General features: G+C 65.6%; 24 protein-coding genes and 1 pseudogene. 8 read left to right on the top strand and 17 right to left on the bottom strand.

Annotation, left to right across the window (positions count from 1 at the left end; all coding sequences use genetic code 11):
• Window positions 1–4: 4 nt before the first annotated feature.
• From HOP53_RS10490 to HOP53_RS10465, 6 genes are read right to left on the bottom strand one after another with little or no spacing between them, the layout of a single operon-like run.
• Window positions 5–1,417, bottom strand: coding sequence for an FAD-dependent oxidoreductase (locus tag HOP53_RS10490; protein ID WP_234269987.1), 1,413 nt, complete (start codon window positions 1,415–1,417; stop codon window positions 5–7).
• An 11-nt stretch (window positions 1,418–1,428) separates the two neighbouring features.
• Complete coding sequence (locus HOP53_RS10485) at window positions 1,429–2,364, bottom strand: polysaccharide deacetylase family protein (protein WP_234269986.1); 936 nt, start codon at window positions 2,362–2,364, stop codon at window positions 1,429–1,431.
• Window positions 2,365–2,367: 3 nt separating this feature from the next.
• On the bottom strand, window positions 2,368–3,318 hold the full coding sequence (locus tag HOP53_RS10480; RefSeq protein ID WP_234269985.1) for a polysaccharide deacetylase family protein: 951 nt from the start codon (window positions 3,316–3,318) through the stop codon (window positions 2,368–2,370).
• A 17-nt stretch (window positions 3,319–3,335) separates the two neighbouring features.
• Entirely contained in the window at window positions 3,336–4,010 is a 675-nt protein-coding gene (locus HOP53_RS10475) for an isochorismatase family protein (RefSeq protein ID WP_234269984.1), read from the bottom strand.
• A gap of 31 nt (window positions 4,011–4,041) precedes the next feature.
• Complete coding sequence (locus tag HOP53_RS10470; RefSeq protein ID WP_234269983.1) at window positions 4,042–4,917, bottom strand: isocitrate lyase/PEP mutase family protein; 876 nt, start codon at window positions 4,915–4,917, stop codon at window positions 4,042–4,044.
• 53 nt (window positions 4,918–4,970) lie between these two features.
• A complete protein-coding gene (locus tag HOP53_RS10465) occupies window positions 4,971–5,357 on the bottom strand; it encodes a nuclear transport factor 2 family protein (RefSeq protein ID WP_234269982.1) in 387 nt (128 codons plus the stop codon).
• A gap of 158 nt (window positions 5,358–5,515) precedes the next feature.
• Here HOP53_RS10465 and HOP53_RS10460 point away from each other — a divergent pair, with 158 nt between their 5' ends.
• The 6 genes from HOP53_RS10460 (at window position 5,516) to HOP53_RS10435 (ending at window position 11,476) form a co-directional block, all read left to right on the top strand.
• The gene (locus HOP53_RS10460) at window positions 5,516–6,328 is read left to right on the top strand and encodes a GntR family transcriptional regulator (RefSeq protein WP_234269981.1); all 813 of its coding nucleotides are present in this window, start codon (window positions 5,516–5,518) and stop codon (window positions 6,326–6,328) included.
• A gap of 130 nt (window positions 6,329–6,458) precedes the next feature.
• A complete protein-coding gene (gene leuC / locus HOP53_RS10455) occupies window positions 6,459–7,856 on the top strand; it encodes a 3-isopropylmalate dehydratase large subunit (protein ID WP_234269980.1) in 1,398 nt (465 codons plus the stop codon).
• Window positions 7,857–7,869: 13 nt separating this feature from the next.
• The gene (leuD, locus tag HOP53_RS10450) at window positions 7,870–8,502 is read left to right on the top strand and encodes a 3-isopropylmalate dehydratase small subunit (protein WP_234269979.1); all 633 of its coding nucleotides are present in this window, start codon (window positions 7,870–7,872) and stop codon (window positions 8,500–8,502) included.
• 68 nt (window positions 8,503–8,570) lie between these two features.
• Window positions 8,571–9,572, top strand: coding sequence for a TRAP transporter substrate-binding protein DctP (dctP, locus tag HOP53_RS10445; RefSeq protein ID WP_234269978.1), 1,002 nt, complete (start codon window positions 8,571–8,573; stop codon window positions 9,570–9,572).
• Window positions 9,573–9,656: 84 nt separating this feature from the next.
• The gene (locus HOP53_RS10440) at window positions 9,657–10,163 is read left to right on the top strand and encodes a TRAP transporter small permease (protein WP_234269977.1); all 507 of its coding nucleotides are present in this window, start codon (window positions 9,657–9,659) and stop codon (window positions 10,161–10,163) included.
• Entirely contained in the window at window positions 10,163–11,476 is a 1,314-nt protein-coding gene (locus tag HOP53_RS10435; RefSeq protein ID WP_234269976.1) for a TRAP transporter large permease, read from the top strand. Before HOP53_RS10440 ends, HOP53_RS10435 begins: the two co-directional genes overlap by 1 nt.
• 7 nt (window positions 11,477–11,483) lie before the next feature.
• Here HOP53_RS10435 and kynU read toward each other — a convergent pair whose 3' ends face one another.
• The 4 genes from kynU to HOP53_RS10415 form a co-directional block, all read right to left on the bottom strand.
• Window positions 11,484–12,752: a kynureninase gene (kynU, locus tag HOP53_RS10430; RefSeq protein ID WP_234269975.1), complete on the bottom strand. Its 1,269-nt coding sequence runs from the start codon at window positions 12,750–12,752 to the stop codon at window positions 11,484–11,486.
• Window positions 12,753–12,833: 81 nt separating this feature from the next.
• Complete coding sequence (kynB, locus tag HOP53_RS10425) at window positions 12,834–13,466, bottom strand: arylformamidase (RefSeq protein ID WP_234269974.1); 633 nt, start codon at window positions 13,464–13,466, stop codon at window positions 12,834–12,836.
• Entirely contained in the window at window positions 13,463–14,335 is an 873-nt protein-coding gene (gene kynA / locus HOP53_RS10420) for a tryptophan 2,3-dioxygenase (protein WP_234269973.1), read from the bottom strand. The genes kynB and kynA overlap by 4 nt, the downstream gene beginning before the upstream one ends.
• Before the next feature lie 190 nt (window positions 14,336–14,525).
• Window positions 14,526–16,004, bottom strand: a complete 1,479-nt coding sequence (locus HOP53_RS10415; protein WP_234269972.1) for a protein adenylyltransferase SelO — start codon at window positions 16,002–16,004, stop codon at window positions 14,526–14,528.
• 122 nt (window positions 16,005–16,126) lie between these two features.
• Here HOP53_RS10415 and HOP53_RS10410 point away from each other — a divergent pair.
• Together HOP53_RS10410 and HOP53_RS10405 are read left to right on the top strand one after the other, a co-directional pair.
• A pseudogene (locus HOP53_RS10410) lies at window positions 16,127–16,326 on the top strand (malonyl-CoA decarboxylase domain-containing protein); the annotation flags it as partial.
• Window positions 16,323–17,840 carry a malonate--CoA ligase gene (locus HOP53_RS10405; RefSeq protein ID WP_234269971.1) on the top strand — a complete coding sequence of 506 codons (1,518 nt, stop codon included), beginning with the start codon at window positions 16,323–16,325 and terminating at the stop codon, window positions 17,838–17,840. The pseudogene HOP53_RS10410 and the gene HOP53_RS10405, both read left to right, overlap by 4 nt.
• A 77-nt stretch (window positions 17,841–17,917) precedes the next feature.
• On the opposite strand, the gene HOP53_RS10400 is transcribed toward HOP53_RS10405, so the two are convergent.
• The 7 genes from HOP53_RS10400 to HOP53_RS10370 all read right to left on the bottom strand — a co-directional run bounded on the left by HOP53_RS10400 (window position 17,918) and on the right by HOP53_RS10370 (window position 26,312).
• On the bottom strand, window positions 17,918–18,406 hold the full coding sequence (locus HOP53_RS10400) for a tripartite tricarboxylate transporter TctB family protein (RefSeq protein WP_234269970.1): 489 nt from the start codon (window positions 18,404–18,406) through the stop codon (window positions 17,918–17,920).
• Window positions 18,407–18,420: 14 nt separating this feature from the next.
• Window positions 18,421–19,935: a tripartite tricarboxylate transporter permease gene (locus HOP53_RS10395; protein ID WP_234269969.1), complete on the bottom strand. Its 1,515-nt coding sequence runs from the start codon at window positions 19,933–19,935 to the stop codon at window positions 18,421–18,423.
• 88 nt (window positions 19,936–20,023) lie between these two features.
• Window positions 20,024–20,998, bottom strand: coding sequence for a Bug family tripartite tricarboxylate transporter substrate binding protein (locus HOP53_RS10390; protein WP_234269968.1), 975 nt, complete (start codon window positions 20,996–20,998; stop codon window positions 20,024–20,026).
• A 293-nt stretch (window positions 20,999–21,291) separates the two neighbouring features.
• A complete protein-coding gene (locus HOP53_RS10385) occupies window positions 21,292–22,413 on the bottom strand; it encodes a hypothetical protein (RefSeq protein WP_234269967.1) in 1,122 nt (373 codons plus the stop codon).
• A gap of 75 nt (window positions 22,414–22,488) precedes the next feature.
• Window positions 22,489–23,511, bottom strand: coding sequence for a Nif3-like dinuclear metal center hexameric protein (locus tag HOP53_RS10380; protein WP_234269966.1), 1,023 nt, complete (start codon window positions 23,509–23,511; stop codon window positions 22,489–22,491).
• A gap of 163 nt (window positions 23,512–23,674) precedes the next feature.
• Window positions 23,675–24,148 carry a Na-translocating system protein MpsC family protein gene (locus HOP53_RS10375; RefSeq protein WP_234269965.1) on the bottom strand — a complete coding sequence of 158 codons (474 nt, stop codon included), beginning with the start codon at window positions 24,146–24,148 and terminating at the stop codon, window positions 23,675–23,677.
• 178 nt (window positions 24,149–24,326) lie between these two features.
• Window positions 24,327–26,312 (bottom strand): aconitate hydratase, encoded by a 1,986-nt coding sequence (locus HOP53_RS10370; RefSeq protein ID WP_234269964.1) that lies wholly within the window; start codon window positions 26,310–26,312, stop codon window positions 24,327–24,329.
• Between the last annotated feature and the right edge of the window lie 66 nt (window positions 26,313–26,378).

Below are 26,378 nucleotides of genomic sequence, written 5' to 3'. Positions count from 1 at the left end.
AGGTTTACGCGGCCGAGTCGCAGCTGAGCTGACGGGCGGCCTCGCGCCCGGCGATGGCGCCCAGCACCACGGCGCTGAGCAGGCCGTTGCCGGAGAGATAACCGCTGTCGCCCGAGCCGGACACCCCGCGCGCCGCACCACCGGCGGCGAACAGATTGACGAAGGCGCCGCCATCCTGGCGCATCACCCGCGCCTGGGTGTTCACCTCGAGCCCGCCCTGGGTGTGGAACAGCGCACCGGTGACCTTGATCGCGTGATAGGGCGCCGTCAGCAGATCCTCGCTGCTGAAGGTGCGGCCGAAGGCATCGGCTCTGCCGCTTTCGGCCAGGGCTTGCATCTCGGCGAAGGTCTCGCGCAGCGCCTCAAGCGGCAGCTCCAGCCCCGCCGCCATGGCCTCCAGGCTATCGAAGGTGCGTACCGCCCCGGCGATATGGGCGTTGCGGTAGTCCTCGAACTCCAGCGCCGCCTGATGGATACGCCGGTCGAACAGGTTCCAGGCCATGCCGCCCGGCTGGGCCAGCACCTTGGCCGCCTGCTCCGAGTAGCCGCCGTGCTCGTTGGAGAAGCGCCGACCCTCGCGGTTGAGCTGCACCCCGCCGCGCATCATCACCGCCCAGGTGATCAGGGTCTGATGCGGCATCGCCAGCGAACCGTGGCCCTGGCAGGCGCCAAGGTCCTTGAGGCTCGCGCCCATCGCCTCACCCCACAGCAGGGCGTCGCCCTGATTGCCCTCGTGGCCGAAGTAGAGCGCATCCTTCAGTGCTGGCAGATGGCGCGCCACCAGTTCGGGATTGCCGCCATAGCCGTTGCAGGCAAGGATCAAGGCATCGCAACCGATGGCTTCGCGGCTGCCGTCGGGGCGTTCGAGGGTCACGCCCTGCACCCGGCCGCCATCGTCCACATGCAGGTCGACCACGCGGGCCTCGGTGAGCAGGTCGATGCCCGCCACCTCCACGGCGTTGAGCAGGCTGCCCATCAGCTCCTCCCCGGTGCGCCGTGGGGTGGCGTGCATGCGCATTCGGCTATGCCCGGGATAGAGGAAGCCCTCCACTAGGTCGAAGGGTACGCCATGGGCGTCGGCCAGCCACTCGACCACCCCGGCCGAGGCCTCGGTCAGCGCACGCACGATGGCCGGATCCGCCTGGTGGCCGTTCTTGCGCTGGATGTCCTCGGCCATCAGCGCCGGGGTGTCCGTCACCCCGCGCCGCTCCTGAAAGCGCGTGCCCGCCGCCGGGATGAACCCCTGGGACATGGAGGTGCTGCCCCGCGGCAAGGCATCGCGCTCCAGCACCACCGAATCCATGCCGTACTCCTTGGCGGCCAGCGCCGCCACCAGCCCGCAGGCGCCCGCCCCGACGATCACCAGCGGCACGTGCGCCTCGAACGCTTCTCCGCTGCCAAAGGCGACGATAGGCATGACGTTTCTCCTCAGTGGTTGCCGCCGGCCTGGGCCCGGTAGGCATCGAGAATCTTGCCCGCCGGTGCCTGCCACACCTCGGCATGGCCGGCGATATGGTCAAGCACCGCCTCCAGGCAGCCGATGCGATGCGGCTGGCCGACGAGCCAGGGGTGAAGGTTGAGTGCCAGCAGCCGTCCGCCCTGCTCCCGCCCCTCCTGCAGCAGGAAGTCGAAGGCGTCCGTCACCTGGGTCGCCCAGCTGTCCTCCGAGTGCAGGTTCTGGCACATCACGAACTGGTCCTCGATCTCGGTGGAGAGCGGCAGCATGGTCAGCTCGCCCCGCTCGGTGGCGAAGGCGTAGGGCAGATCGTCGTTGACCCAGTCGGCGCAGTACTCGATGCCGTTCTCGGCCAGCAGCTCCGGGGTGTTCCAGCTCTGGTGCTTGGCCGGACTCAACCAGCCGCGAACGGGTTGCCCGGTCAGCTCGCGCAGCGTCGTCACCGAGCGGCGCACGATCTCAGCCTCCTCGTCGCGCTCCTGGCCACCGTAGTGCAGGTGATCCATGTTCCAGCCGTGGCACAGGAACTCGCCGCCGTAGGCTTTCAAGCGATTCAACAGGTAGGGCTGCTGCTCGGCGAGCTGGGCGTTGATCGCCCAGGTGGGGCGAATGCCGCGCTGCTCGAAGGCGGCGAGGATGCGGTAGATACCCACCCGATTGCCGTAGTCGCGCAGCGAGTAGTGGCGCAGGTCCGGATAGGGCATGGTCATGCCGTTGGGCACCTTGAACGGCACGCCGCGCTGATCGAGCGGGTAGAACTGCAGCGAGACGTTGATCCACACCGCCAGCGGCTTGCCACCCGGCCACTGGAGCGGCGGGCGCTCGCCCAGCATCGACCAGGCGTAGCGCTCATGATCGTAGCCGTGGCGCCGCCAGGGGTAGCGCAGGTATTCCGGTTCAAGAGACATCTCTCAGCTCCTCCCGGCCGTGGCGGCCTTGGCATCGATGTCGCGCAGGGCGTCGTCGTAGTGGTGGGCGAGATAGTGCCGGGCGATCTCACGGCCGGTGGCGACCCACACGTCGCTGTGGCCGGTGATGTACTCCAGCGCCTCCTCGAAGGCCTTGATGCGGTGCGGACAGCTGATCTGGTAGTTGTGGGTGGGGATGCACATCACCGTGCCCGACTCGGCGCCCTCGGCGTAGAGCCGGTCGAAGTGGCGCTTGAGCATGGTCAGGTAGTGGCGCGGCTCCACCTTGTTCACCGCGTAGACGATGGTGTCGTTCATCTCCAGGGAGTAGGGCATGGAGATGAAGCGCCGCCCCGAGCGCAGCCGAATCGGCGTGGGCTGGTCGTCGTGGAACAGATCGCAGGTGTAGATGCCGCCCTCCTCGCCGAACAGCCCCTGGCCCACCTCGGCGAACAGGTCGAGGGTATGCTCCGAGTGGGACAGTGCCGGCGCCAGGTAGCCGGCGCATTTCTGCCCGGTGTGGCGATGGATCGTCTCGATGCCGTCGCGGATCATCTCCCGCTCCTGCTCCTCGCTCAGGCCGTAGGTGTAGCGGGTGTTGTAGATGCCGTGGCTGAAGAACTCCCAGTCGCGCTCGCGGCACATCTCGATGATCTCGGGATGGTGCTCGCACAGCGCCACCGACAGCGATACCGAACCACGAATGCCGTACTTGTCGAGCAGCGCCATCTGGCGCTCGTGTCCCACCCGGTTGCCGTAGTCGCGAATGCTGAAGCCCGGCACCGAAGGGTGCGGCGTGGGCCACGGCTTGCGCTGCGGGTTGGCCGGCGGGTCGAGCTCGTAGTACTCGATGTTGGGCGCCACCCAGAAGGCCACCCGCGCCCCGTTCGGCCAGGCGATCTTGGGCCGGTTCTCGTAGGGCCAGTAGTCGTAGGCATCCAGCGTCTCTTTCATCACCGCCTCCTCGCCGCTCAGGCCTTGTCGCTCGCGCGCGCCTCGAGCCAGGCCAGCACGTCGGCCACGTTCATCACGTCGGCGTACTTCAGGTGCAGGTCGGTGAGGTTGGCGTAGTGGTAGCTCTCGTGCTTGTCGGCCACGCACTCCATCGGCACGATGGTGCGATAGCCCCGCGACAGGCTGTCCACCCCGGTGGCGCGAATGCAGCCCGAGGTGGAACCGCCGGTGACGATCACGGTGTCGACCTGGTGCCACACCAGCAGCGACTGCAGCGGGGTCTCGAAGAAGGCCGAGGGCATACGCTTGGTATAGACCACATCGCCCTGCTCGATCTCGACCCGCTCGTCGAAGGCGGCGCGGTCGGAGCCGTACTTGATGTTCTGCAACGAATCCGGGGTGTCGGTACGCGTGCCCCATACGCCGGCATCCTCGGCGGAGTCGAGAAAGGCGACATGGGTCCACACCACCGGCCAGCCGAGCTTACGGAAGCCGCGTGCCAGTTGGTTCACGTAGTCGAGCTGATTGGGGTCGGTCTCGTAGGCGGTGTTGTAGAGATCGGTGCGGGTGTAGGCCTTCTGCGGGTCGACGTTGATCAGCACCGCCTTGTTGCCGAAGCCGAACGGCACGCGCTGTGGATTGGCCATTACCTCGAAGAAGATCTCCTTGGCGGTCTTGTCGGTCGTGATCATGCGCTCTACTCCTGTGTCTTTGTCCTTGTGGTCAGTGGGCGTCGTACTTCTCGCCCAGCTCGAGCATCTTGCGGGTGCCGAGCACCTCGTTGAGCTGACTGAAGTCGAGCATACGCTCACGGAAGGCGTCGGTGGTGCCGTCGCGGCGCAGGGTGCCGAAGAACTGGCTCGCCATATGGGTGAAGGCGCGCACCAGAGCACCGGGGAAGATCACCAGCGAGAAACCCAGCGCCTGCAGCGCCTGGGCATTCTGCAGCGGCGTATCGCCCCCCTCCACCATGTTGGCCATGATCGGGATCTTGCCGCGGAACTCGGCCATGATGCTGGCGATGTCGTCGTCGCTGCGAATGCCTTCGATGAACAGCACGTCGACCCCGGCCTCGCGGTAGGCATGGGCACGCTCGATGGCCCGGGCCGTACCCTCCACCGCTACTGCATCGGTGCGCCCGATGATCAGGGTCGCATCGCTCGCGCGAGCGTCCAGTGCGGCCTTGAGCTTGCCCACCATCTCGCCTTGGGACACCAGGGTCTTGCCGCGCAGGTGGCCGCAGCGCTTGGGGTAGGTCTGATCCTCGAGTTGGATGGCGTTGGCCCCGGCGCGCTCCAGCATGCGCACGCTGCGCATGACGTTCATGGCGTTGCCGAAGCCGGTGTCGCAATCCACCACCACGGAGAGCTCGGTGCGCTCGCGGATGTGCGCCATCACATCATTGACCTCGCTGACGCTGACCAGGCCGATGTCGGGGCGGCCGAGCTGGGTGTAGGCGATGCTGGCCCCCGAGAGGTAGACGGTATCGAAGCCCGCCTCGGCGGCGAGCGAAGCGCTCAGGGCGTCATAAACGCCAGGTGCTACGACGATGTCGGGAGCGTGCAGCCTGGCCTTGAGGTCGCTAGCATCAACAGTCATGACGGGTGAATTCCTCATGTTCGGAAAGTCGGTAAGTGGTACGTCGCCCCTGTTCAGGGACGTGCCAGCGCCAGGTCGTTCCAGACCTGCTGTCGCACTATCCGGCCGTGGCGCAGCTCGAAGCGGTCGATGAAACGCACCCCGGCAAAGGGGGTGCCGTCGGGCCACTCGCCGTCGAGCTCGCCATGGCAGAACACCGCTGTGACGCCATTGCCATCACAGGCTTCCACCGCGGCGATGCGCTTGCGCACGAAGCGGTAGCGGTCGGCGGCCCAGGCCACCAGCTCTTCGAGGCGATGCATCTCGCCACTGCCCGGAAAGACCATGCTGAACTCCTCGTCGAGCAGGGCACCGGCACGCTCGAGCTCGCGCGCCTCCATTGCCGCCAGGAAGTCGCGCACGACCTCTTCGGGGGCAGCAGCAGGCTTGTTGGCAGGCATAGGGGTCTCCTGGGAAGAAGCCTTTGTCGTTGTTTGGCGCTATTCTTCGAATTGCATGGCACACAAAGCTGTCCTATGCATAATACATTTCTATGTCCACCCCGACCCTTCCGTCAAGCGCTTCATCGCAACCGACAACTATGCACAAGGATCGAACCATGAACGATACGCATGCGAATTCCGTTGGGGGCACCAAGTCCCATCGCATCTATCTGCTGCTCAAGGACGCCATTCTCAGCGGCCGGCTGGCGCCGGGGCGCAAGCTGCCCGGCGAGCTGAAACTGGCCGAGCAGTACGGTGTGTCGCGGGTCACGGTCAGGCGCGCCATGCAGGCGCTCAACGAAGCGGGACTGGTGGCACGCAAGCCCGGACTCGGCACCGTGGTGCTGGAGCAGCCGCTGGATGCCACGGTGATGACTGCCAGCGTCGCCAACCTGCTACCCAACATGGTCAAGATGAGCAAGGCCTCACGGGTACGACTGCTGGAGTTCTGCTACGCCAAGCCGCCGGAGCCGGTACGCGAGAGCCTGGGGCTGCGTGAGGGCGACAAGGTGCAGCGCTCGATTCGCGTGCGCATGGCGGATGGCAAGCCGTTCTCCTACCTGGTGACCCACGTGCCGGAGTACATCGCCCTGCACTACAACGAAGCCGACCTGTCGCAGACACCGCTGTTCGCACTGCTCGAGCGCGGCGGCGTGAAGGTCGACCACGCCGCCCAGACCATCTCGGCCACCCTGGCCACCCACGAGGTGGCCGAGGCGCTGGAGGTCTCGGTGGGCTCGCCGCTGATCTCGCTGACCCGGGTGGTGTACGACGAAGAGGGCCGCGGCGTGGAGCATCTCGACGCGCTCTACCGCCCCGACCGCTACCGCATTCAGATCGATCTCAACCGCACCGGTGACGAAGCGGCACGCTACTGGGAACCGATGGCGCCGGAACCCCGGCAGGCGGAAGCGGAGCAGCAGGCATGAGCGTAACGCAAACCAAATGTGCCATTTTTAATACATTTACATCACAACAAAAAATACATTTGACCTGTGATATCGGTCTGGGATAGATGTATTTGGACGAGAATGACACAACACCGTTGAAGCGACCGACATGACAATGCCAACGACCCTGTTCGACAAGGTGTGGGACGCCCACGAGATTCTGCGCGGCGAAAGCGGCCAGAGCCTGCTGTGGATCGACCGCCATTTCGTGCACGAGGGCTCCTTCCATGCCTTCAACAAGCTGCACGAACGCGAGCTGTCGGTGGCGCGCCCCGACCTCACCTTCGGTATCGCCGACCACTACGTGCCGACCCTGACCCGCCGGCTCGATGCCATCGGCGACGCCAAGGTGCGCGGCATGATCGAGCAGCTGACCGACAATACCCGCCGCCATGGCATCACCCTGTTCGGTCTCGACGACCCGCGCCAGGGCATCGTGCACGTGCTGGGCCCCGAGCAGGGCCTGACCCAGCCGGGACTGCTGATGGTGTGCGGCGACAGCCACACCTCCACTCACGGCGCCTTCGGCAGCATCGCCTTCGGTATCGGCGCCTCAGAGGTGGCCCACGTGCTGGCGACCCAGACCCTGTGGCAGAGCCGCCCCAAGAAGATGCGCCTCACCGTCGAGGGCGAACTGCCGCCGGGCATCAGCGCCAAGGACATCGCCCTGACCTGGATCGCCCGCCTGGGCGCCGACGGCGCCCGGGGCTACGCCATCGAATACGCCGGCAGCGCCATCCGCAGCCTGTCGATGGAAGCGCGCCTGACGCTGTGCAACCTCTCCATCGAAGGCGGCGCCCGCTGCGGCATGATCGCCCCCGACGCGACCACCTTCGACTACCTGCGCGGGCGTCCCTTCGCCCCCCGGGGAGCGCGATGGGAGCAGGCTTTGGCCTACTGGCAGATGCTGAAGAGCGACGACGGCGCCCACTTCGACCGCGAAGAGAGACTCGCCGCCGCCGATATCGCCCCCACCGTGACCTGGGGCGTCTCGCCGGAAGAAGCACTACCCATCGACGCCCGCGTACCCGACCCAGCCGACCAGCGCGATGCCGGCAAGGCGCGTCAGCTGCGCGACAGCCTCTACTACATGGGCCTCGCAGCCGGCCAGAAGCTGACCGACATCGTCATCGACCGCGTCTTCATCGGCTCCTGCACCAACGCACGCATGGAGGATCTGCGCGCCGCGGCCTCGGTATTGCGTGGGCGGCGCAGCAAGGTACCGGGCATCGTCTCGCCCGGCTCCACCCAGGTGAAGCGCCAGGCCGAGGCCGAAGGCCTGGATACTGTGTTCCGTGAGGCGGGACTGGAGTGGCGCGAGTCCGGCTGCTCCATGTGCGTGGGCATGAACGGCGATCTGGTGCCGCCCGGCGAGCGCTGCGCCTCTACCACCAACCGCAACTTCAAGGGCCGCCAGGGGCCGGGAGCCAGAACCCACCTGATGTCCCCGGCCATGGTCGCCGCGGCGGCCGTAGCCGGCCGCCTGGCCGACGTGCGCGAGCTGTGACAGGAGCCGAATGATGGAACCGATCAAGATCATCGACGCCCCGGCCTGCCCGCTGCCGCTGGCCAACGTGGACACCGACCAGCTGATTCCGGCGCGCTTCATGAAGGAGCCGCGCAGCGTCGGCTACGGACTCTTCCTGCTGCATGACCTGCGCCACGACGAAAACGGCCGGCCGGTGGCGGGTTTCATCCTCAACCACCCGCAGGCGGATGAGGCGAAGACCCTGGTGGCACGGCGCAATTTCGGTGCCGGCTCGTCGCGGGAGGCCGCCGTCTACGCGCTGGTGGACTTCGGCTTTCGCTGCGTGATCGCGCCCAGCTTCGGCGACATCTTCGCCTCCAATGCGGTCAACAACGGGCTGCTGCCGGCCACGGTCAGCGAGGCAGACGCCGAGGCACTGCTCGCCGCACTCGGCGAGTCACCCGCCCCACTGCGCGTCGACCTGGAGGCTCAGCGCATCGTCATCGGCGAGCTGAGCGTCGCCTTTACCATCGCACCGACCTGGCGCACCAAGCTGCTCAACGGCTGGGACGACATCGACATGACTCGTCAGCACGCCGCAACCATCGCCCGCTTCGCCACTCGCTATGCCAGCCAACGGCCCTGGCTCGATGCCGGACCGCCACCGCTGATCACACGGGGCTGACGCTGAATACCGGCCCAAGGGCCAATGACAAGACCACCAACGCTGCAGATGATCAAAGGAGAACAACTATGAACAAGCCTCTCATCGCCTCCCTGGGCCTCGCCGCCCTGATCGCTTCCGGCCAGGCCCTGGCCGTGGAGCGCATCACCGCCGTCCACGCTTTTCCGCCGTCGCTGATCTACACCCAGAGCTTCCTCGAGTTCGTCGACAAGGTGAACGAGCGCGGCGAAGGCGTGGTGCAGATCACTGTACGCGGTGGCCCCGAGGTGATCGGTCTCTCCGAGCAGCCCGACGCGGTACGCAACGGGGTGGTCGACATGGCCTACACCGCGGCCAGCTTCTATGCCGGCACCGTGCCCGAGCGCGACGCCATGGTGGCCTCCAACACCAACGCCATCTATGCCCGTGAGAACGGCGGCATCGACCTGCTCAACCAGATCCACCAGGAGAAGATGGGGGTCTACTATCTGGGCTGGTTCGACAGCGGGGTGAGCTACAACCTCTACACCATCAACGAGCCACGCCTGGACAGCGAGGGCAACCTCAGCGTCTCCGGCATGACCCTGCGCAGCAACCCGGTGTACGACGCCTTCTTCCAGGACTACCTGGGCGCCCAGCCGATCAGCCTGCCCACCACCGACGTCTACTCGGCGCTGGAGCGCAACGTGGTCAACGCCACCGGCTGGACCCAGATCGGCCTCAAGGACCTCAACTGGGACCGTTTCCTCAACTACCGCATCGATCCCGATTTCTTCTCCACCGACATGGGCGTGATCGTCAACCTGGATAGCTGGAACGGCCTGAGCGAGGAAGCCCGCGAGATCCTGCAGGAAGTGGCCATCGAGCACGAGCGTGCCAGTGCCGAACGCTTCGAGGTGCTGGCCGAGGAGCAGCAGGCCGAGCTGGAGGCCGACGGCATGCAGGTCTTCCGTCTGGAAGGCGAGGCTGGCGAGCGCTTCTCCCAGGCCGCCCGCGAAGCCACCTGGGAGCGTATGCGCCGCCAGATGGAGCGTCACCCCATGGGGCTCGAGCACTACGACGAGCTGATCGAGAAGTTCAACGACCTGTAAGCGCGGGGGCCGGTCGCCAGCGGCCGGCCCACTGCTGCTCGTCGTCGGTTCGTTCGGCCCTTTTCATCGCGCCCGGAGAGGCTTATGCGTTACGCCAGTCGTGCTTACCTGCTGCTGCTCAACGGCATGGCCCTCGCTGCCGCCATCATGCTGGTATGGCTGATGGTCGCCATCGTGCTCTCGGTGGTGATCCGCAACCTGGGGCTGCAGCCCTCGGCGTGGTTCTTCCTCTCCACCGAATACGCCATGTTCTACCTGACCCTGCTGGGCGCGCCCTGGCTGGTGCGCCACAAGGGCCACGTGCATATCGAGCTGCTCACCTCGATCCTGCCGCCGCTGGCGCTGCAGATGCTGAGTCGCCTGGTGGCTCTGCTGTGCGTGGCGGTATGCGTGGTGCTGGCGTGGAAGGGCTACGACCTGGTGTCGATGAACATTGCGCGCAACGACTATGACGTGCGCGCCTTCTTCGTGCCGAAATGGATCCTCACCGTGGCCTACCCGGTGTGCTTCACCATGATGGCCATCGAATTCGCCCGCTTCGTGGTCGGGCGGGACATCCTTCACAGCGGCGAAGCGGGGATCAAGGAATAATGGAATGGTATCTGGCCCTGGCCTTTCTGCTGACGCTGATTCTCGGCTTCATGGCCATCGGCACGCCGATCGCCCTGGCCTTCCTCGCCGCCAACGTCATCGGCGCCTGGCACTTCATGGGCGGCCAGAACGGCCTCATCCAGCTGCTCAACAACGGCTTCGGCGCCCTCTCCAGCTTCAACCTGGTGCCCATTCCACTGTTCCTGCTGATGGGTGAGCTGTTCTTCCGCACCGGCCTGGGCATGCGCATGTTCAACGCCATCGACCAGCTGATGGGCAAAGTGCCCGGCCGGCTCTCCTACGTCACCGTGGTGGGCGGCACCGGCTTCTCGACCTTGAGCGGCTCATCGATGGGCTCCACCGCGCTGATGGGCTCGCTGCTGGTGCCGGAGATGGAGCGCCGCGGCTACCAGAAGCGCATGGCCATCGGCCCGATCCTGGGCACCGGGGGGCTGGCCATCATCATTCCGCCCTCGGCGCTGGCCGTGCTGCTGGCCACCCTGGCCAAGGTCGACATCGGCGCGCTGCTGATCGCCGGCATCCTGCCCGGCCTGGTGCTAGCAGGATTCTATATCGGTACCATCTGGATCCAGACCCGGCTCGACCCGAGCGCAGCCCCCAACTACGAGCTGGAGCCGGTGCCGCTGGGGCAAAAGCTCAAGCTGGTGATCACCGACATCCTGCCGATGATCAGCGTGATGATCTTCATTGTCGCGCTGATGCTGCTGGGCTTCGCCACCCCCTCCGAGGCGGCGGCCTTCGGCGCCCTGGGCGCCATCGTGCTGGCGCTGATCTTCCGCTGCATGACCTGGGAGGCGTTCAAGCTCTCGGTCATCGGCGCGCTCAAGGTCACCCTGATGGCCTACCTGATCGTATTCGGCTCGGCCACCTTCAGCCAGCTGCTGGCGTTCTCCGGCGCCTCCAGCGGGCTGATCCAGTGGGCCACCAGCTTCGACCTGGCGCCGATCCTGATGCTGCTGGCGATGTTCGCCGTGCTACTGGTGCTCGGCACCTTCATGGAGCAGATCTCGATCATGATGCTCACGGTGCCATTCTTCTTCCCGCTGGCCCAGGTGCTCGGCTTCGACCCCATCTGGTTCGGCATCATCATGCTGCTGGCGCTGGAGATCAGCTTCTCCACGCCGCCGCTGGGACTGCTGCTGTTCGTGATGAAGGGCGTGGCGCCCAAGGGCACCACCATGCGCGAGATCTACTCCGCGGCGATCCCTTACATTCTCTGCTCAATGCTATTGGTCGCGCTGCTGATCGTGTTCCCCGGCATCGCCACCTGGTTGCCCGGGATGATCAACTGAGCCCTTCTCAAGTCACCGCCCCGCGCTGCTGAAAGCGCGGGGCGAGATGCTCGCCTGCGCCCAGCACCTCACGCAGATGCTGCGCCGCTTGCCAGACGTCCTCATGGCTCAGATAGAGCGGCGCGAAGCCGAAGCGCATCAGCCCCGGTTCGCGGTAGTCGCCGATCACACCGCGCTCGATCAGCGCCTGGACGATGGCGTAGCCGTGCTCTCTTTCCACCAACCCCACCTGGCTGCCGCGCTGTGCCTCGTCCGGGGTGATGTCACGGATGCCGTACTCCTCCAGACAGTCGCTCAACGACTCGCGAAACAGCTCGATCAAGCGCTGGCTCTTGCGCCGCAGTTGGGCGAGGTCCACCTCCTGCCACAGCGCCAGGGATGCCTCCAGCGCCGCAAAGGCCAGCGGCGAGTGGGTGCCGGTACGAAAGCGCGAGATTCCCGGCGCGGGGGCATAATCGGCCTCGAAGGCAAACGGCGCCGCGTGGCCCAGCCAGCCCGACAGCGGCTGCCATGCCTGCGCCTGGCAGTCGCGCCGCACGTAGAGAAAGGCCGGCGCCCCGGGGCCGCCGTTGAGGTACTTGTAGGTGCAGCCCACCGCGTAACGCACGCCACAGGCGGCGAGGTCGACGAGCAGCGCGCCGGCCGAGTGGGCCAGGTCCCAGACCACCTCGGCGCCGCTGGCATGCACCTGGCGGGTGATCGCCGCCATGTCGCGCAGGCGCCCGGTGCGGTAGTGCACATGGCTGAGCACCACCGCCGCCACCCGCTCGTCGAGATAGGCATCCAGCGCCTCGCCCTCCGGCACCACCCGATGCTCGAAGCCACCGAAGCGGCAGAAGCCCTGGGCGATGTAGCCGTCGGTGGGAAAGTTGCCGCCTTCGCTGAGGATCACCGGCCGCGCCCGGCCCTGCCATTCAGTGCCCTTTTGCCCTTCGGTGCCCTTTTGCCCTTCGGTGATATAGCCCAGCAGCTTGAAGATATTGTGGGTGATGGTATCGGTTACCAGCACCTCTCCCGGCTCGGCTCCCAGCAGCGGCGCCAGCCGGTCGCCGAGCCGCTCCGGCGCATCGAACCAGCCCTGGTTCCAGCCCTGGATCAGCGAGTCGCGCCACTGGCTCATCAGGCCGTCGACGGAAGCCACGGCAGCGCGGGACTGAGCCCCCAAGGAGTTGCCGTCGAGGTAGATCGTGCCTTCCGGCAGCGCGAAGCGGTTTCTGAAGGTGGCCAGCGGGTCCTGGCGGTCCAGCTCACGGACGTCATCGAGAGTCAGGGGCATGCTCGGCTCCGGCAAGGAGATGGTGGTAGGGATGAGTCGGGATCGGGTCAGCTCGCGCCGTCAGCGGGCCAGTTCGCGCAGCTATCCAGCCAACTCGCGAAGCAGGGCCCGCACCGGCGAGGCGTCGGCCCCAGCCAGCTTCAGCGGCAGGGCAATCAGCTCGTAGTGGCCCGGCGGCACCGCGTCCAGCACCAGCCCTTCGAGAATCGCCATGCCGTGATGCCGCACCCGATGGTGTGCCAGCAGACGGCTATCCACCTCGGGATCGAGCGAAGGAGTGTCCACGCCGATCAGCCGCGCGCCGCGCTCGGCCAGCAGGTCGATGCTCTCCGGCGCGATGGTGGTGAAGTCGCTGCGCCAGCGCTCATGGGGAAAGTGCTCCCAGGTGCGCAGCAGCACCCGCTCGACGTGCGACGGCAGCACGGGCAACAGATGTTCGGGCTCGACCCTCGGCCCGGCATGGCGCATGTCCAGCACCACGCAGGGGCCCAAATAGGGGGTGAGTTCCACCTCGTCGATGGCTTGGCCATCGGCCGCGTAGTGGCTCGGCGCATCGGCATGGGTGCCGGTGTGGGTGGAGAGCGTGAGGCGCGAGACGTTGACCGGGCACTGCCCGTCGAGCACCCAGGTCGGCTCATGGGCAAACGGGGTATCGCCGGGCCACACCGGCATGTCGGCGCGCAGCGGCTGGGAAATGTCATGGAGCCGGCTCATGAGGCGCCCTCCTCCAGCGTGGTACGCACCGACCACAGCTCGGGGAAGAACTGCAGATCCAGCGCCTTGGCGAGATACGAAGCCCCGCCGGTGCCACCGGTGCCGGGCTTCTGTCCGATGATGCGCTCCACCGTCTTGAGGTGGCTGAAGCGCCACTGGTGGAAGTGGTACTCGGTATCGACGAGCTTTTCGGCCAGCTCGTAGAGCTCCCAGTAGCGGCCGGTATCGCGGTAGATGTCCGCCCAGGCCTGCTCCACCTCGTCGCAGGGCCGATAGGGCTCGGACCAGTCCCGCGCGACGACCGAATCGGGCAGTGCGAAGCCGCGCCGCGCCAGCAGCTGCAGGCTGATGTCGTACAGGCTCGGGGCGTGGAGCACCTCGCTGAGGCGCCGGTAGCGCTCGGGATGGCGACGGTGAACCTCGATCATCGCCGCATTCTTGTTGCCGAGCAGGAACTCCAGCTCGCGATACTGGAACGACTGGAAGCCCGAACTCTGGCCGAGGCTGTCACGAAAGCGCGCGTAGTCGGCGGGAGTCATGGTCACCAGCACCTCCCAGGCATTGATCATCTGCGCCTGGATTCGCGCCACCCGGGTGAGCATCTTGAACGCCGGGCGCAATTTGTCCGCTGCGATGTGCGCCGCGGCGGCGTGGGCCTCGTGCAGGCACTGCTTGAGCCACAGCTCCGAGACCTGATGGATGACGATGAACAGCATCTCGTCATGCTCCGCGGTACCCGGTCGCTGGGCCGACAGCAGCGGCGCCAGCTGCAGGTAGTCGCCATAGCTCATCGGCTGGTCCCAGTGCACCCCCTCCTGCGAGAGGTCCACGCTGGCGCTGCGTGCGCGCCCTTCCTTCCGCTTGGCCATGGTCGCCCTCCCTCTTCGTCTTTCCGTCAGTTTACGAAGTTACAACCACAGCCACTGACCAAACAGGGGCTCCCTGAACTGGTATCGGGTCATGCGCCAGGGCGAAGCCGAGGGCTCGGCGGCAGGGGCCCTGGCGCATACGCTGCAGGCCGTCATTACAGGTCGCCGAGAGTGCGAGTAAGGCACCGCCTCAGGTCCCGCAGAAGGTGCGGAACACCCGCTCGGTGGGCTCGGCCGGCCGCATGTACTCCTCGCGCCCGGGCTGGTCGTCGAACGGGTGGGTGATGATATCGAGCAGGGTCTCGAAGGGGCCGTAGTCGTTTTCGTCCATGGCCGCGGTCAATGCCTGCTGCACGCGGTGGTTGCGCGGGATGAAGGCCGGGTTGGCCAACCGCATGCGCTGCACCCGTTCGCTCTCGCCCGGCTCTTCCTGAGCAAGGCGCTCGCGCCACTCCTCCAGCCAGCCGGCAATCTCCTCGGGGCGTTCGAACAGCTCGACCAGCGACGCTTCCGCCGCGGCGCTCTCGGCAACATCCGCCAGCCGGCGGAAGGTCAGGGTGAAGTCGGCGCGGCCACGGTGCATGGCCGCCAACAGTGTCTCGACCAGCGCCTTGTCGCCGGGCTTCTCGCTGGCCAGGCCGAGCTTGGCGCGCATGACCGCAAGCCACTCCTGCTCGTACTGCTCCGGGAAGCGCTGCAACAGCTCGGTGGCCCGCTCCACCGCGCGGTCGCTGTCGTCATCAATCAGCGGCAGCAGGGTCTCGGCCAGCCGCGCCAGATTCCACTGGGCAATCCACGGCTGGTTGGAGTAGGCGTAGCGCCCGCCTTCGTCGATGGAGCTGAACACCATCTTCGGATCGTACTGCTCCATGAAGGCGCAGGGGCCGAAGTCGATGGTCTCGCCGGAAATCGAGGTGTTGTCGGTGTTCATCACGCCATGGATGAAGCCCACGCCCATCCACTTGGCGATCAGCGCCGCCTGGCGCGCCTGTACCGCTTCCAGCAGGCCCAGATAGCGCTCGCCGTCCTGGCGTGACTCAAGCGCCGGATAGTGACGCTCGATGACGTGCCCGGCCAGCTCACGTACACCGTCGATATCGCCGCGGGCGGCAAAGTATTGGAAGGTGCCGACGCGGATATGGCTGGCGGCGACCCGGGTGAGAATGGCCCCGGGCTCGGGAATACCGCGCATGACCCGCTCGCCGGTGGTCACCGCGGCCAGCGCCCGGGTAGAAGGGATGCCCATGGCGTGCATCGCCTCGCTGACCAGATACTCGCGCAGCACCGGCCCCAGGGGTGAGCGGCCGTCACCGCCGCGGGAGAACGGCGTGCGCCCCGCCCCCTTGAGCTGGATGTCGCGCAGTCGGCCGTCGCGGTCGGTCACCTCGCCCAGCAGCACCGCACGGCCATCGCCCAACTGCGGCACGAAGCCGCCGAACTGATGCCCGGCATAGGCCTGGGCCAGCGGCTCGGCGCCGTGGGGCACCACATTGCCGGAGAACCACACCGCCGCCTCTTCGGCATCGAAGGCGGCAAGGTCGAAGCCCAGCGCCTCAGCCAGCGGCCGATTGAAGGCCACCAGGTGCGGCTCACGCACGGGCACCGGCTCGAAGTGGGCGTAGAAGCGTTCCGGCAGGCGGGCATAACGCAGAGTGAACGGGGGAAACATGGCAACTCCAGCAGTCTTCCTGCCGCTCACTGTAGGCGTGAGGGTGGCGAAAATCGAGCGCCTTTGCACCCCCTTACAAGGGGCTGGTCACAAGCGACTCGTGACAAGCGACTAGCCGGTAGCGCATCAACTGGCTCGGCGACATCTCGCCCAAGGGCTTGAAGCAGGCCGCCGGGCTCATGGTCAACTACCTCTACGTACTCGACGACATCGAGCGCAACCACGAAAACTACACCGCCAACGCCACGGTGTATGTTCCAATGCAGTTCGCGATCTCAATCGCCGTGCCATAAAGATGGCCAAAGGAGAGCCTGCCAAATGAGTCACAACCTCTTCGAAACTTTCGCCGCCCGCATGCACGACCGTAGCGACGCCGACTTCATCACCACCCGTGAAGGTCGGCGCTACTCCTACCGCGATGCTCTGGACGCCAGCGCCCGCCTGGCCGGTGCGTTGAAAGCGCTGGGCGTGGCCCCCGGCGACCGCGTTGCGGTGCAGGTCGACAAGAGCCCAGAGGCGATCCTGCTCTACCTCGCCTGCCTGCGCATGGGCGGCGTTTATCTGCCGCTCAACACCGGCTATACCGCCGATGAGATCCGCTACTTCCTCGACGACGCCGAACCGGCGCTGTTCGTCTGCCGCCCCGCCGCCCTCACCGAGGCGCGCACGGTGGTCAGCGAGACCGGCTGCCCCGCGGTGGAGACCCTCGGTACCGATGCCGACGGCAGCCTGCTGACGCTGGCCGAGCGGGCCGAAGCGTACACCGGCATCGAGCCGCGCGAGCACGACGACCTCGCCGCCATCCTCTACACCTCGGGCACCACCGGCCGCTCCAAGGGCGCCATGCTGACCCACCGCAACCTCGGCTCCAACGCCGCCACCCTGGTGGAAGCCTGGCGCTTCACCGCCGCGGACCGGCTGATCCATGCCCTGCCCATCTTCCACACCCATGGCCTGTTCGTCGGCTGCAACGTGACCCTGATGGCGGGCTCGAGCATGCTGTTCCTGCCCAAGTTCGATGCTGACGTGATCTTCGAGGAGCTGCCCCACGGCAGCGTCATGATGGGCGTGCCCACCTTCTACACCCGGCTGGTAGCCGATGAGCGCCTCACCCCCGAAGCGACCGCCAACATGCGCCTGTTCGTCTCCGGCTCGGCACCGCTCACCGCCGAAACCCACCAGGCTTTCGAGGCCAAGACGGGACACGCCATCCTCGAACGTTACGGCATGACCGAGACCAACATGAACATCTCCAACCCCTACGACGGAGAGCGCCGCGCCGGCACCGTGGGCATGCCGCTGCCGGGGGTGGAGTACCGCATCACCGACCGCGAGACCCATGCGCCGGTGCCCCAGGGCGAGATCGGTATGCTCGAGATTCGCGGCCCCAACGTCTTCATCGGCTACTGGCGCATGCCCGAGAAGACCCGCGAGGAGCTGCTGGAGGACGGATTCTTCATCACCGGCGACCTGGCCATGGCCGACGAACAGGGCTATGTGCACATCGTCGGCCGCGACAAGGACCTGGTGATCTCGGGCGGCTACAACGTCTATCCCAAGGAGGTCGAGCAGGTGATCGACGAGCTGGAAGGCGTGGTGGAATCGGCGGTGATCGGCCTGCCCCACCCGGACTTCGGCGAGGGGGTCACCGCCGTGGTGGTGCCGCAGCCGGGCGTCACGCTGGGGGAACGCCAGGTGCTCGACCATCTCGAAGGACGACTGGCGAAATACAAACAGCCCAAGCGGGTGTTCTTCGTCGATACCCTGCCGCGCAACACCATGGGCAAGGTGCAGAAGAACGAGCTGCGCAAGCAGTATCAGGACACCTACCGCTGATAGCCGCACCAGGCGTGGCCGGCCGGTGGATACCGGCCGGCCACGGTTCGGTTGCCTGGTAAGCTGCAAGCAGCCAATCAGAACAGCAGAGGCGTCGGTAGGGTAACGCCGATCATCCTGACGAACAGCAGCCATACCGCCGCCCCCACCAGCAGCGGGACGATCAGCAGGCTCTTGTAGGTGGCGTTGGGCGCCAGCATGGCCACCAGCACGCCATTGAACGCCACGGTGGCAACCACCAGCCCCACGTTGAGCACCAGCCAGAAGTAGACCACGGCGCCACCGAGCATCAAGGCCACGGCGACCCCGACACCGACCAGATCCTGACTCTCGGCGCCGGACCGCTCCAGCGCGCTGAGCCGGCCCTTCAGGGCGAACAAGCCCAGGGCGGCCAGCACCCAGACGCCGGCGGCGAGCAGGAAGTAGTACGCCGTCTGCGGCATGATGTAGGAAGGCACCAGCGGTGCGGGTCGCCAGGCACCGTACTGGATATGTAACAAGCCAGCGATGCCCAACGTCAGCATCAGGGCTGCCGAAAGCAGCTCTTTCACCATCGTGCGGTTCATTTCCCGGCCCTCGTTCATTTCCTGGCCCTCAGGGCGAAGGTGAATAGCATGATCAGCGCAAAGGCGGCGATGTAGAAGCCGATGGCGATGGGGCTCTTGACCAGCACCCACCAGTCGCCTCCGCCCATGATCATCGATTGACGCAGCGCCCGTTCGGCCCCGGGCCCGATGATGAAGCCAAGCACCAGCGGCGCCAGCGGGAAGCCCATCAGCCGCAGCGTCACACCGAGCAAGCCGGCGAACAGCAGCACCCACACGTCCATCACCGAATTGTTCGCGGCATAGGTACCGACGATCGCCAGAATGAAGACCGCCGGGATCATGAAGCCGGGCTGGATCATGGCGATCCGGGAGTAATAGGGCAGCAGGATCTTGCCCAGCAGCAGGTTCACCAGGTTGGCGAAGATCAGCGTGAAGAACAGCGCATAGATGATTGCCGTGTGGTCGGTGAGCAGGCTCGGCCCCGGCGTCATGCCCATCAGGATGAACGCCGCACCGAACAGTGCCGCGGTGGCACTGCCGGGAATGCCGAAGGCGAACAGCGGGATGAAGGTGGAGCCGCAGGTCGCGCTGTTGCCGGACTCGGCGCTGGCGATGCCCTCCAGCGAGCCCTTGCCGAACTCCTCGGAGCGGCGTGAAAAACGCTGGGCCAGGCCGTAGCTCATGAAAGCCGCCAGCGACTGCCCTGCCCCCGGCAGCGCGCCGATGAAGGTACCCACCGCGGCCCCGATGTAGGTGGCCTTGAGGGTCGACTTGAACTCGGCCCAGGTCAGCTTGTCCTTGCTGATGTCGTAGCCCTGCAGCAGGCTGGCCTGCTCGGCCACGTCGTCCATCAGCTTGTCGACCTTGCGCCGCCACAGCTTGGCGCCCTGGAACACCACCTCCGAAATCGCGAATATCCCGATCAGCACCGGAATCAGACTCAGCCCTCCGGAGAGACCGGGCATGCCGAAGGTGAGACGAGAGGCCCCGGTAATGGGATCACGCCCGATCATCGCCAGCAGCACGCCAATGGCGGCCACCGCCAGGCCCTTGGCCACCATGCCCTGGCTCAAGGCAGCGATCAGAATCAGCGAGAAGGCATAGAGGGCAAAAAACTCGATAGGCCCGAAGGTCAACGCCACCGCCGCCAGCGGTACGGCGATGAAGATCAGCACCAGATCGCTGGTGGTATCGCCGATGACCGAGGAGTAGAGGGCGGTGTGCAAGGCCTTGCTCGGTTTGCCCTGGAGCTTGGCCTGGTAGCCGTCGATGCTGGTCGCCGCGGCCCCGGGCGTGCCCGGCACGCCAAAGGAGATGGCAGAGATGGAACCGCCGAACAGTCCGCCCTTGTAGATGCCTACCAGCAGGCCCATGGCCAGCGCGGGTTCGAGAAAGAACACGAAGGGCAACAGCAGGGCAATGGCCATGTCCCCCGACAAGCCGGGTATTGCCCCCAGGGTAATGCCAAGCAGAACCCCGAGGAAAACGTACATCATGACATAGGGATGGAAGGCCAGCGCACTGGCTTCGATGACGATATCCAACATCCGCACTCTCCCACGAGGCTGGAACGTTCACGACGCCACGACGGGGCCGGTGAGCCGGCCCCGCTCATGGAGCGTCAACCTGAGAGGTTCAGCCTTCGCCGATGGCGGCGAGCACTTCCCTGACGCGTTCGGTGGTGTCGCGATAGACGGCCTGGGCGCTCTCGAGTCCCTGGACATTCTCCAGCCCTGCCGAGGCCTGACGTCCCATGGCCTGAGCGGTATCGCTTTCGAGCCCAGTCATGATGCACTCGGAGAGCTGTTGCTGAATCGACTCCGGTACCGACGAGAAGGTGTAGACCAGCAGCGGCGCCTCGAACGACACGTCGTAACCGGCCTCCTTGAAGGTAGGCACGTCCGGCAGCACGTCCGAGCGCTCGTCGGCAAAGACCCCGATGGCGGTGACCTCACCGTCGTTGACGTTGGAGACGATGGAAGGCGGCAGCGTCATCCCCAGGTCGATATGGCCACCCAGGATCATGGTGCGGGTCTCGCCGCCGCCGGTGGTCGGTAGATGTATGTTCTGGATGCCGGTTTCCTGCTCGAGCAGCACCAGCGGCAGGTGCACCAGGCTGAGCGGATCCGCGTGGCCGAATACCAGGGTATTGGGCTCGGCCTCGGCCAGCTCGATCCAATCCTCGATGGACTGGATATCGTGGTCGGCCTTGGCGTAGACGGTGGGTTTCCAATCGGTGAGGTGCACGATGGGCACCCAGTCCTCGACCTCCCAGGGGGTGTCCTCGGTGAGTGTCTGGGTGATGGTGGCGGAGTAGTCCGCCATGAGAATGGTATGGCCGTTGGGGTTGGCATCGGCCACGAACTGCAGCCCTTCCATGCCTCCCGCCCCGGGCATGCTGACCACATCGATCCGACTGCCGCAGTGCTCGGCGGCGTTGGCCGCAATGATGCGAGCCGTGATGTCGGTGCTGCCGCCGGCGCCATAGGGCATCACGATACGGATGGGATCGTCGCCCAGACTGGGCTCCGCGGCCAGGGAATTTCCTGCTGAAAACGTGAGAATGGCCGCACTGACGGCGACCGCCATTTTTGTCATCTTGAAGGACATGTCGAAGCTCCATCGTTATTGTTGCTTATGGAAATACCACCGCTCATGAGTCAGAGCGACAGTCCTCCCTTTAACCCTATGCAACAAGCGACGATCGGACTTGTCCGTTTCAAGGATTGTATTGTCGATTCCGCGGAAAAACCCGCAAATAACCTTAACGCTCTAAAGATGTTTTTCCTAAAAGTCGCAAAAAACCGAAGAAGGATTCGGAAAAATTCGCATTGCGCGATCAGGCTGACATGTGCAGACAACGGTGCCACCACCATGCTGGCAGTGGCACCCGTATGAGCGAATCACACCACCAGCGGCGTGACGAAGAAAGCGATCAGGAAGGCGGTACCCAGGCGCATGACGATGCCCAGCACCGCAGCGCCCATGGCCTCACGCTCGGAAAGGTCGGAACTCTCCGCCCATACCACCGGCACCTGGCCGAACACGGCGGAGAGCGGCAGGCCAGAGGAAGCCAGCACGAACGACCCTACCACCAGCGAGGGATCGAGATCGGCAGCGATGCTCTGCAACTGGCCCATGGCCAGCGTCGGGCTCACCAGCACCGACAGCACGCCGGTTTCCGGATGGATGTTGAACAGCAGCATGACCTTGCCCAGGCCCGTCTCGATCGGCGCCCAGACGCCGATGTAGTCGAGCACACCGATCACCGCGAAGACCAGCGCCACGGCGGGAATCAGGATCAGCAGCAGCAGCTCCACGCCTTCCCGCGCGGCGCTGAACAGCGTGGGCATGAAGTCGCGCTCGGGCGTGAAGGTCGGCAGATGACCGATCTCGACCCGCTTGACGTCACGATAGAGCGTTTTCGACAGGATCAGCGGCACGATCACCAGCGGCAGGAACACCGCCAGCAGCACCACGGCAAAGACGTTGACCCCGGCAAAGGTCAGCGCCATCAGCCCCAGCATGAAGGTGGAGAACGACTGCTGCGACTGCACCATGGTGGCCACGGCCAGCTTCTGCTCGTCCTTGGTGGCCCCCGCCCTCTTGAGGATCGGGCCGGAGATCTTACCCGCCGCGTTGATGTCGCCGAAGATGTTGTAGACGCTCGGGATGATCACCGCCGGGTTGACGCCCAGCAGCTTCATGGCGGGCACGAAGATGCGCACCAGAGCATCGGTGAAGCCCAGTCGCTCCAGCAGTCGGCCGATGATCACACTGACGATGATGGCCGTGCCGACCACGCCGGTGAGGAAGACGTCTACCACCACCGGTCGCACGGAGTTGAGAATGGCGTTGAACAGCCCCGAGAGGCTGGTGGGCGAGAGCAGCAGCATCAACAGGCAGATGCACAGCAGCACGATGCCGACCACTTCGATGCGTTTCCACGCCCGCTTGTTGGCCGGTAGCCCGAGTTCCTTCTTGTCCGGGCTGGAGTCTTCAGGGGTAGTCACGGTGGTTTTCATGACAGTGCCTCTATTGTTATTGAATGACTGTTATTGAATGGGCGCTTGGGGAGAGCATAACGGCAAGTGGCGCCGTCATGTCTCGCTCAATGCATGCTTGCCCAGCAGGTGACTCGCCGACATCTCCCGGGCGTAGGCCTGCATCGCCTCGTTGCCCACCCGGCGCACCGGCGTCGAAGTGACCCGGTCGCGGAACAGCACCACTTCCACGCCTTCGAGCAGCTCGTCGAGGGCGTAGGCCAGGGGCAGGCCGTTCTCGAGGATCTCCATCACGTGGCAGTTGCCGACCAGGAAGTTGAGGCCCAGCTCCCGGGCCGTCTCGATCAGCGCGTGGCCGGCATAGACGCGGCTGATCGAGGCCAGCACGGTATCCACGCCGGGGTTCTCGGCCACCGCCTGACGCAGGTTCTCCGGCGAGAAGCCGGTGTGCGGAAAGATGTGCAGGATGTGCTCGACCGGACTGTCACGCTCGCCCAGATGGATGAAGCCGCGGGTCTCCACGCTGGTTTCGCGGATCTCGTCGATACCGCGCACCAGCCGCTCCTCCGCCAGCAGCGCGCGATCCTGATCCAGCGCCATGTAGCCGTCCAGGCGGTCGAGGATGTCGCCCAGGGTGGCTACGCCCGGCAGCGCACGCCCCACGAACATGATGTTGCCGTGAACGCCACCGTAGGAGATGCTGCCCTTCTCCACCTTGTGCCCGTGCAGGAAGGGGATGCCCGGGTGCAGGCCGTGAAACGCCTCGTGACACTCCAGCCCCGCCACGTCGTAGAGATCGAGATAGTTCTTCAGCGTCACCCCGCCGCAGCTGGCGGCATCGGCAATGGGGTGATGCGCCACCACGGCATCCACCCCGGTGGCCCCGGCCAGCTCGATCACCAGCTCCGTCATGGTCATGCACACGGCGACCTTCTTCACTTCCTTGTTGGGGTCGCCGTAGATCAGCCCCGGGATCTCCAGCACCTCCTTGCCGTAGATTCCCGACGATTTCATGATCACGAAGGGGTGCTTGCCGCTCTTCACCTCCTCCATGGACGACACCGTCCTGCCGCCCGTGATCACGCTCATCGCATTGACGATATCCGCTACCTTGGCCATCGTTGTTCTCCTCGCATCAGCCATAAAAAAAGACCGCCAGCACAGCGAGAGGCGTAATGCCTCAAACTGCGCTGACGGTCTCGAGCACTCGCCTTCTCAGGGCGAGTTCACATCACCAGTCAGTCTTGCCTGCGGAGTTGCGGACCATGCCCGACGCTGAGCGTCAGAGGTAGTCGCGCACATCCTTCTTCAGTACCACCACCGTGGCGGAAAGCTCGGCTTCGGCGTCGTAGTCCTTGAAGATGGACAGGACCTCGAAGCCATACTTCGCCACCAGAAGCTGCTTGAACTCGTGCTTGAATCCCTTGATGAGATAGTGGTCGGCCAGCTCGCTCACGTTGCTGTTGAGCACATTGAGGTAACCAAGCGCCGGTACCCGTTTGTGCAAGGCGATGACGAGAATCCTGTCGCCCGCGATGTCCACCTTCTGACGCACCACGCCGATGCCGAAGATGCGATGGTTGACCTCGTTGTAGTCCTTGATCAGTTCCTGCTTGAGCTGGCCCAGCGAACCGATACCCGAGGTATCGGCATGTGTGGAACCTATGCTCGAGAAGTCGCTGCTCAAGGCGCTCATGGGGTCGACCTCATCTCGATCCGGCTGGCTTCCAGAGGACATCTGGTATACCACTCTCATGCAAGGTCCAGCCTAGCCAAGCGGTAAAAATCTGTCAACAGGGAATAATCGATTATTCTACATCATCCTATTCCCTTGCGTTACGCCATGATCGATGTATTGGCGACAGCGCAATGCGGCCGGCCACAAGCATCAATGGCCCCGGCCAACGCGACCCTTCGGTATACCAACCTTACGATCACGATGCATCTGCCGCTCCCGCCGAGGCCCCTTTAGCACGACGAATATGGTTGATGACCCCGCCACAGGCCAGCAGCTCACGCTGACGCGGAGTCAGGCCATGGTGCAGACGAAACGCGCCCTTGCCCACCACCTCGGCGGTGAGTTCGGCCCCGGCGGCAAGCTGGGCATGCAGATCGTGAATCACCAGGCTGTCGCCCTGCTCGAGGCGGTCGTAATCCTGTGCATCGATGAAGCTCAGCGGCAGCGCGCCGAAGCAGATCAGGTTCTGCCAGTGAATACGCGCGAAGCTCTTGGCCAGTACCGCCTGCAGGCCGAGGTACCGGGGTACCAGGGCAGCGTTCTCGCGGCTCGAGCCCTGGCCGTAGTTGTGCCCCCCAACGATGGCGTGGCCGCCCAGCGTGCGCGTGTTCTCGGCGCGGCGCGCGTAGTCGGCATCCACCGCCTCGAAGGTGAACGGCGCCGAGGCGTAGACGCTGCTCCAGTAGGGCATGACCCGCTGCCCGGCCGGCATGATGTCGTCGGTGGAAATGTTGTCGCCGGTTACCAGCAGCACCGGCACCTCGAGGGTGTCGGGCAGCGCGGCGAGCTCCGGCAGGGCCGGGGTGTTGTCGGTCTTCTGCAGCGGCTTGAGGCGCGCCTCGGCCAACGGCAGCGGCGCCACGAACACATCGCGGTTGACCACCATCTGCGCGGGCTCGGCGATGCGCGGATAGGGCATGTCGAGGCTGCGCGGGTCGGCGATGGTGCCGGCCAGCGCCGAGGCGGTGGCGGTCTCCGGGCTGCACAAAAACACGCTGTCCTCACGGGTGCCGGAGCGCCCCGGAAAGTTGCGCGGCACGGTGCGCAGGCTGTTGCGCCCCACCGCCGGGGCCTGGCCCATGCCGATACAGCCGTTGCAGCCGGTCTGGTGCAATCGCGCCCCGCTGGCTACCAGATCGGCGAGATAGTCGTCGCGGATCAGCGTTGCCAGCACCTGGCGCGAGGATGGATTGATATCCAGCGAGACGCCATCGGCCACGGTGCGCCCGCGGACCATCTCGGCCACCACCGCAAAGTCGCGATAGCCGGGATTGCCCGAGGAGCCGATATAGGCCTGGTGCAGCGGCTCACCGACCACCTCGCGCACCGGCACCACCTTGTCGGGGCTGGAGGGTAGCGCGATCAACGGCTCGAGAGACGACAGGTCGAGCACCTCTTCACGGTCGTAGCTGCAACCGGACTCGGCCGCCAGCGGCTTCCAGTCCGCCTCGCGGCCGCGGGACGCGAGGAAGCGCCGGGTCTCCTCGTCGCAGGGAAAAACCGTGGCGGTGGCTCCCATCTCGGTGCCCATGTTGGCCAGTACGTGGCGATCCATGGCGGAGAGGTTCGCCAGGCCCGGACCGTAGTATTCGATGATGGTGTTCTTGCCGCCAGCTACGCCGTGACGCCGCAGCAGTTCGAGAACCGCATCCTTGGCCGAGACCCAGTCGGGCAGGCTGCCCTCCAAGCGAATGCCCCAGATCTCGGGCATGGTCAGGTAGAGCGGCTCCCCGGCCATGGCCATGGCGACTTCGATGCCACCGGCGCCGATGGCCAGCATGCCCAGCGAGCCGGCCGCGGTGGTGTGGCTGTCGCAGCCGACGATGGACTGGCCGGGAATGCCGAAGTGCTCCATGTGCACCGGATGGCTGATGCCGTTGCCCGGCCCGGAGTACCACACGCCGAAGCGCTCGCAGGCACTCTTGAGAAATAGGTAGGTTTCGGCGTTGAGGTTGTCGGCCTGGACCAGGCCATGGTCGATGTACTGCACGCTGGGCTGGGTCTTCACCCGGTCGAGCCCCATGGCTTCGAGCTCGAGCATCACCAGGGTGCCGAGCACGTCTTGCAGCAGAGCCTGATCGATGCGCAGAGCGATCTCGCTGCCCGGCGTCATCTCGCCGTCGACGAGATGGTCGCGGATCAGCTGCTGGGCCAGGTTGAGGGGCGTGGATGGTGCCGTCATTGTTGTTGGTCTCCTGTCACGGTGAGTCTGGGGCGTCAGCCTCGGCGGACCGGCATGGCGCCGGTA

The organism is Billgrantia ethanolica, from assembly GCF_021404305.1.
In the GTDB taxonomy this organism is placed as follows: domain Bacteria; phylum Pseudomonadota; class Gammaproteobacteria; order Pseudomonadales; family Halomonadaceae; genus Halomonas; species Halomonas ethanolica.
The sequence above is the reverse complement of the archived record's forward strand: the minus strand, read 5'-3'. Positions and strand labels throughout refer to the sequence as shown.

Excerpts from the sequence above, each read along its gene's own strand:
- dctP (WP_234269978.1), top strand. The coding sequence starts at position 8,571 with ATGAACAAGCCTCTCATCGCCTCCCTGGGCCTCGCCGCCCTGATCGCT.
- HOP53_RS10375 (WP_234269965.1), bottom strand. The coding sequence starts at position 24,148 with ATGAGAGTGGTATACCAGATGTCCTCTGGAAGCCAGCCGGATCGAGAT.
- leuC (WP_234269980.1), top strand. The coding sequence starts at position 6,459 with ATGACAATGCCAACGACCCTGTTCGACAAGGTGTGGGACGCCCACGAG.
- HOP53_RS10460 (WP_234269981.1), top strand. The coding sequence starts at position 5,516 with ATGAACGATACGCATGCGAATTCCGTTGGGGGCACCAAGTCCCATCGC.
- HOP53_RS10405 (WP_234269971.1), top strand. The coding sequence starts at position 16,323 with ATGAGTCACAACCTCTTCGAAACTTTCGCCGCCCGCATGCACGACCGT.
- HOP53_RS10415 (WP_234269972.1), bottom strand. The coding sequence starts at position 16,004 with ATGTTTCCCCCGTTCACTCTGCGTTATGCCCGCCTGCCGGAACGCTTC.
- HOP53_RS10385 (WP_234269967.1), bottom strand. The coding sequence starts at position 22,413 with ATGAAAACCACCGTGACTACCCCTGAAGACTCCAGCCCGGACAAGAAG.
- HOP53_RS10395 (WP_234269969.1), bottom strand. The coding sequence starts at position 19,935 with ATGTTGGATATCGTCATCGAAGCCAGTGCGCTGGCCTTCCATCCCTAT.
- HOP53_RS10400 (WP_234269970.1), bottom strand. The coding sequence starts at position 18,406 with ATGAACCGCACGATGGTGAAAGAGCTGCTTTCGGCAGCCCTGATGCTG.
- HOP53_RS10435 (WP_234269976.1), top strand. The coding sequence starts at position 10,163 with ATGGAATGGTATCTGGCCCTGGCCTTTCTGCTGACGCTGATTCTCGGC.
- HOP53_RS10480 (WP_234269985.1), bottom strand. The coding sequence starts at position 3,318 with ATGAAAGAGACGCTGGATGCCTACGACTACTGGCCCTACGAGAACCGG.
- kynU (WP_234269975.1), bottom strand. The coding sequence starts at position 12,752 with ATGCCCCTGACTCTCGATGACGTCCGTGAGCTGGACCGCCAGGACCCG.
- HOP53_RS10465 (WP_234269982.1), bottom strand. The coding sequence starts at position 5,357 with ATGCCTGCCAACAAGCCTGCTGCTGCCCCCGAAGAGGTCGTGCGCGAC.
- HOP53_RS10475 (WP_234269984.1), bottom strand. The coding sequence starts at position 4,010 with ATGATCACGACCGACAAGACCGCCAAGGAGATCTTCTTCGAGGTAATG.
- leuD (WP_234269979.1), top strand. The coding sequence starts at position 7,870 with ATGGAACCGATCAAGATCATCGACGCCCCGGCCTGCCCGCTGCCGCTG.
- HOP53_RS10370 (WP_234269964.1), bottom strand. The coding sequence starts at position 26,312 with ATGACGGCACCATCCACGCCCCTCAACCTGGCCCAGCAGCTGATCCGC.
- HOP53_RS10490 (WP_234269987.1), bottom strand. The coding sequence starts at position 1,417 with ATGCCTATCGTCGCCTTTGGCAGCGGAGAAGCGTTCGAGGCGCACGTG.
- HOP53_RS10390 (WP_234269968.1), bottom strand. The coding sequence starts at position 20,998 with ATGTCCTTCAAGATGACAAAAATGGCGGTCGCCGTCAGTGCGGCCATT.
- HOP53_RS10470 (WP_234269983.1), bottom strand. The coding sequence starts at position 4,917 with ATGACTGTTGATGCTAGCGACCTCAAGGCCAGGCTGCACGCTCCCGAC.
- HOP53_RS10440 (WP_234269977.1), top strand. The coding sequence starts at position 9,657 with ATGCGTTACGCCAGTCGTGCTTACCTGCTGCTGCTCAACGGCATGGCC.
- HOP53_RS10485 (WP_234269986.1), bottom strand. The coding sequence starts at position 2,364 with ATGTCTCTTGAACCGGAATACCTGCGCTACCCCTGGCGGCGCCACGGC.
- HOP53_RS10380 (WP_234269966.1), bottom strand. The coding sequence starts at position 23,511 with ATGGCCAAGGTAGCGGATATCGTCAATGCGATGAGCGTGATCACGGGC.
- kynA (WP_234269973.1), bottom strand. The coding sequence starts at position 14,335 with ATGGCCAAGCGGAAGGAAGGGCGCGCACGCAGCGCCAGCGTGGACCTC.
- kynB (WP_234269974.1), bottom strand. The coding sequence starts at position 13,466 with ATGAGCCGGCTCCATGACATTTCCCAGCCGCTGCGCGCCGACATGCCG.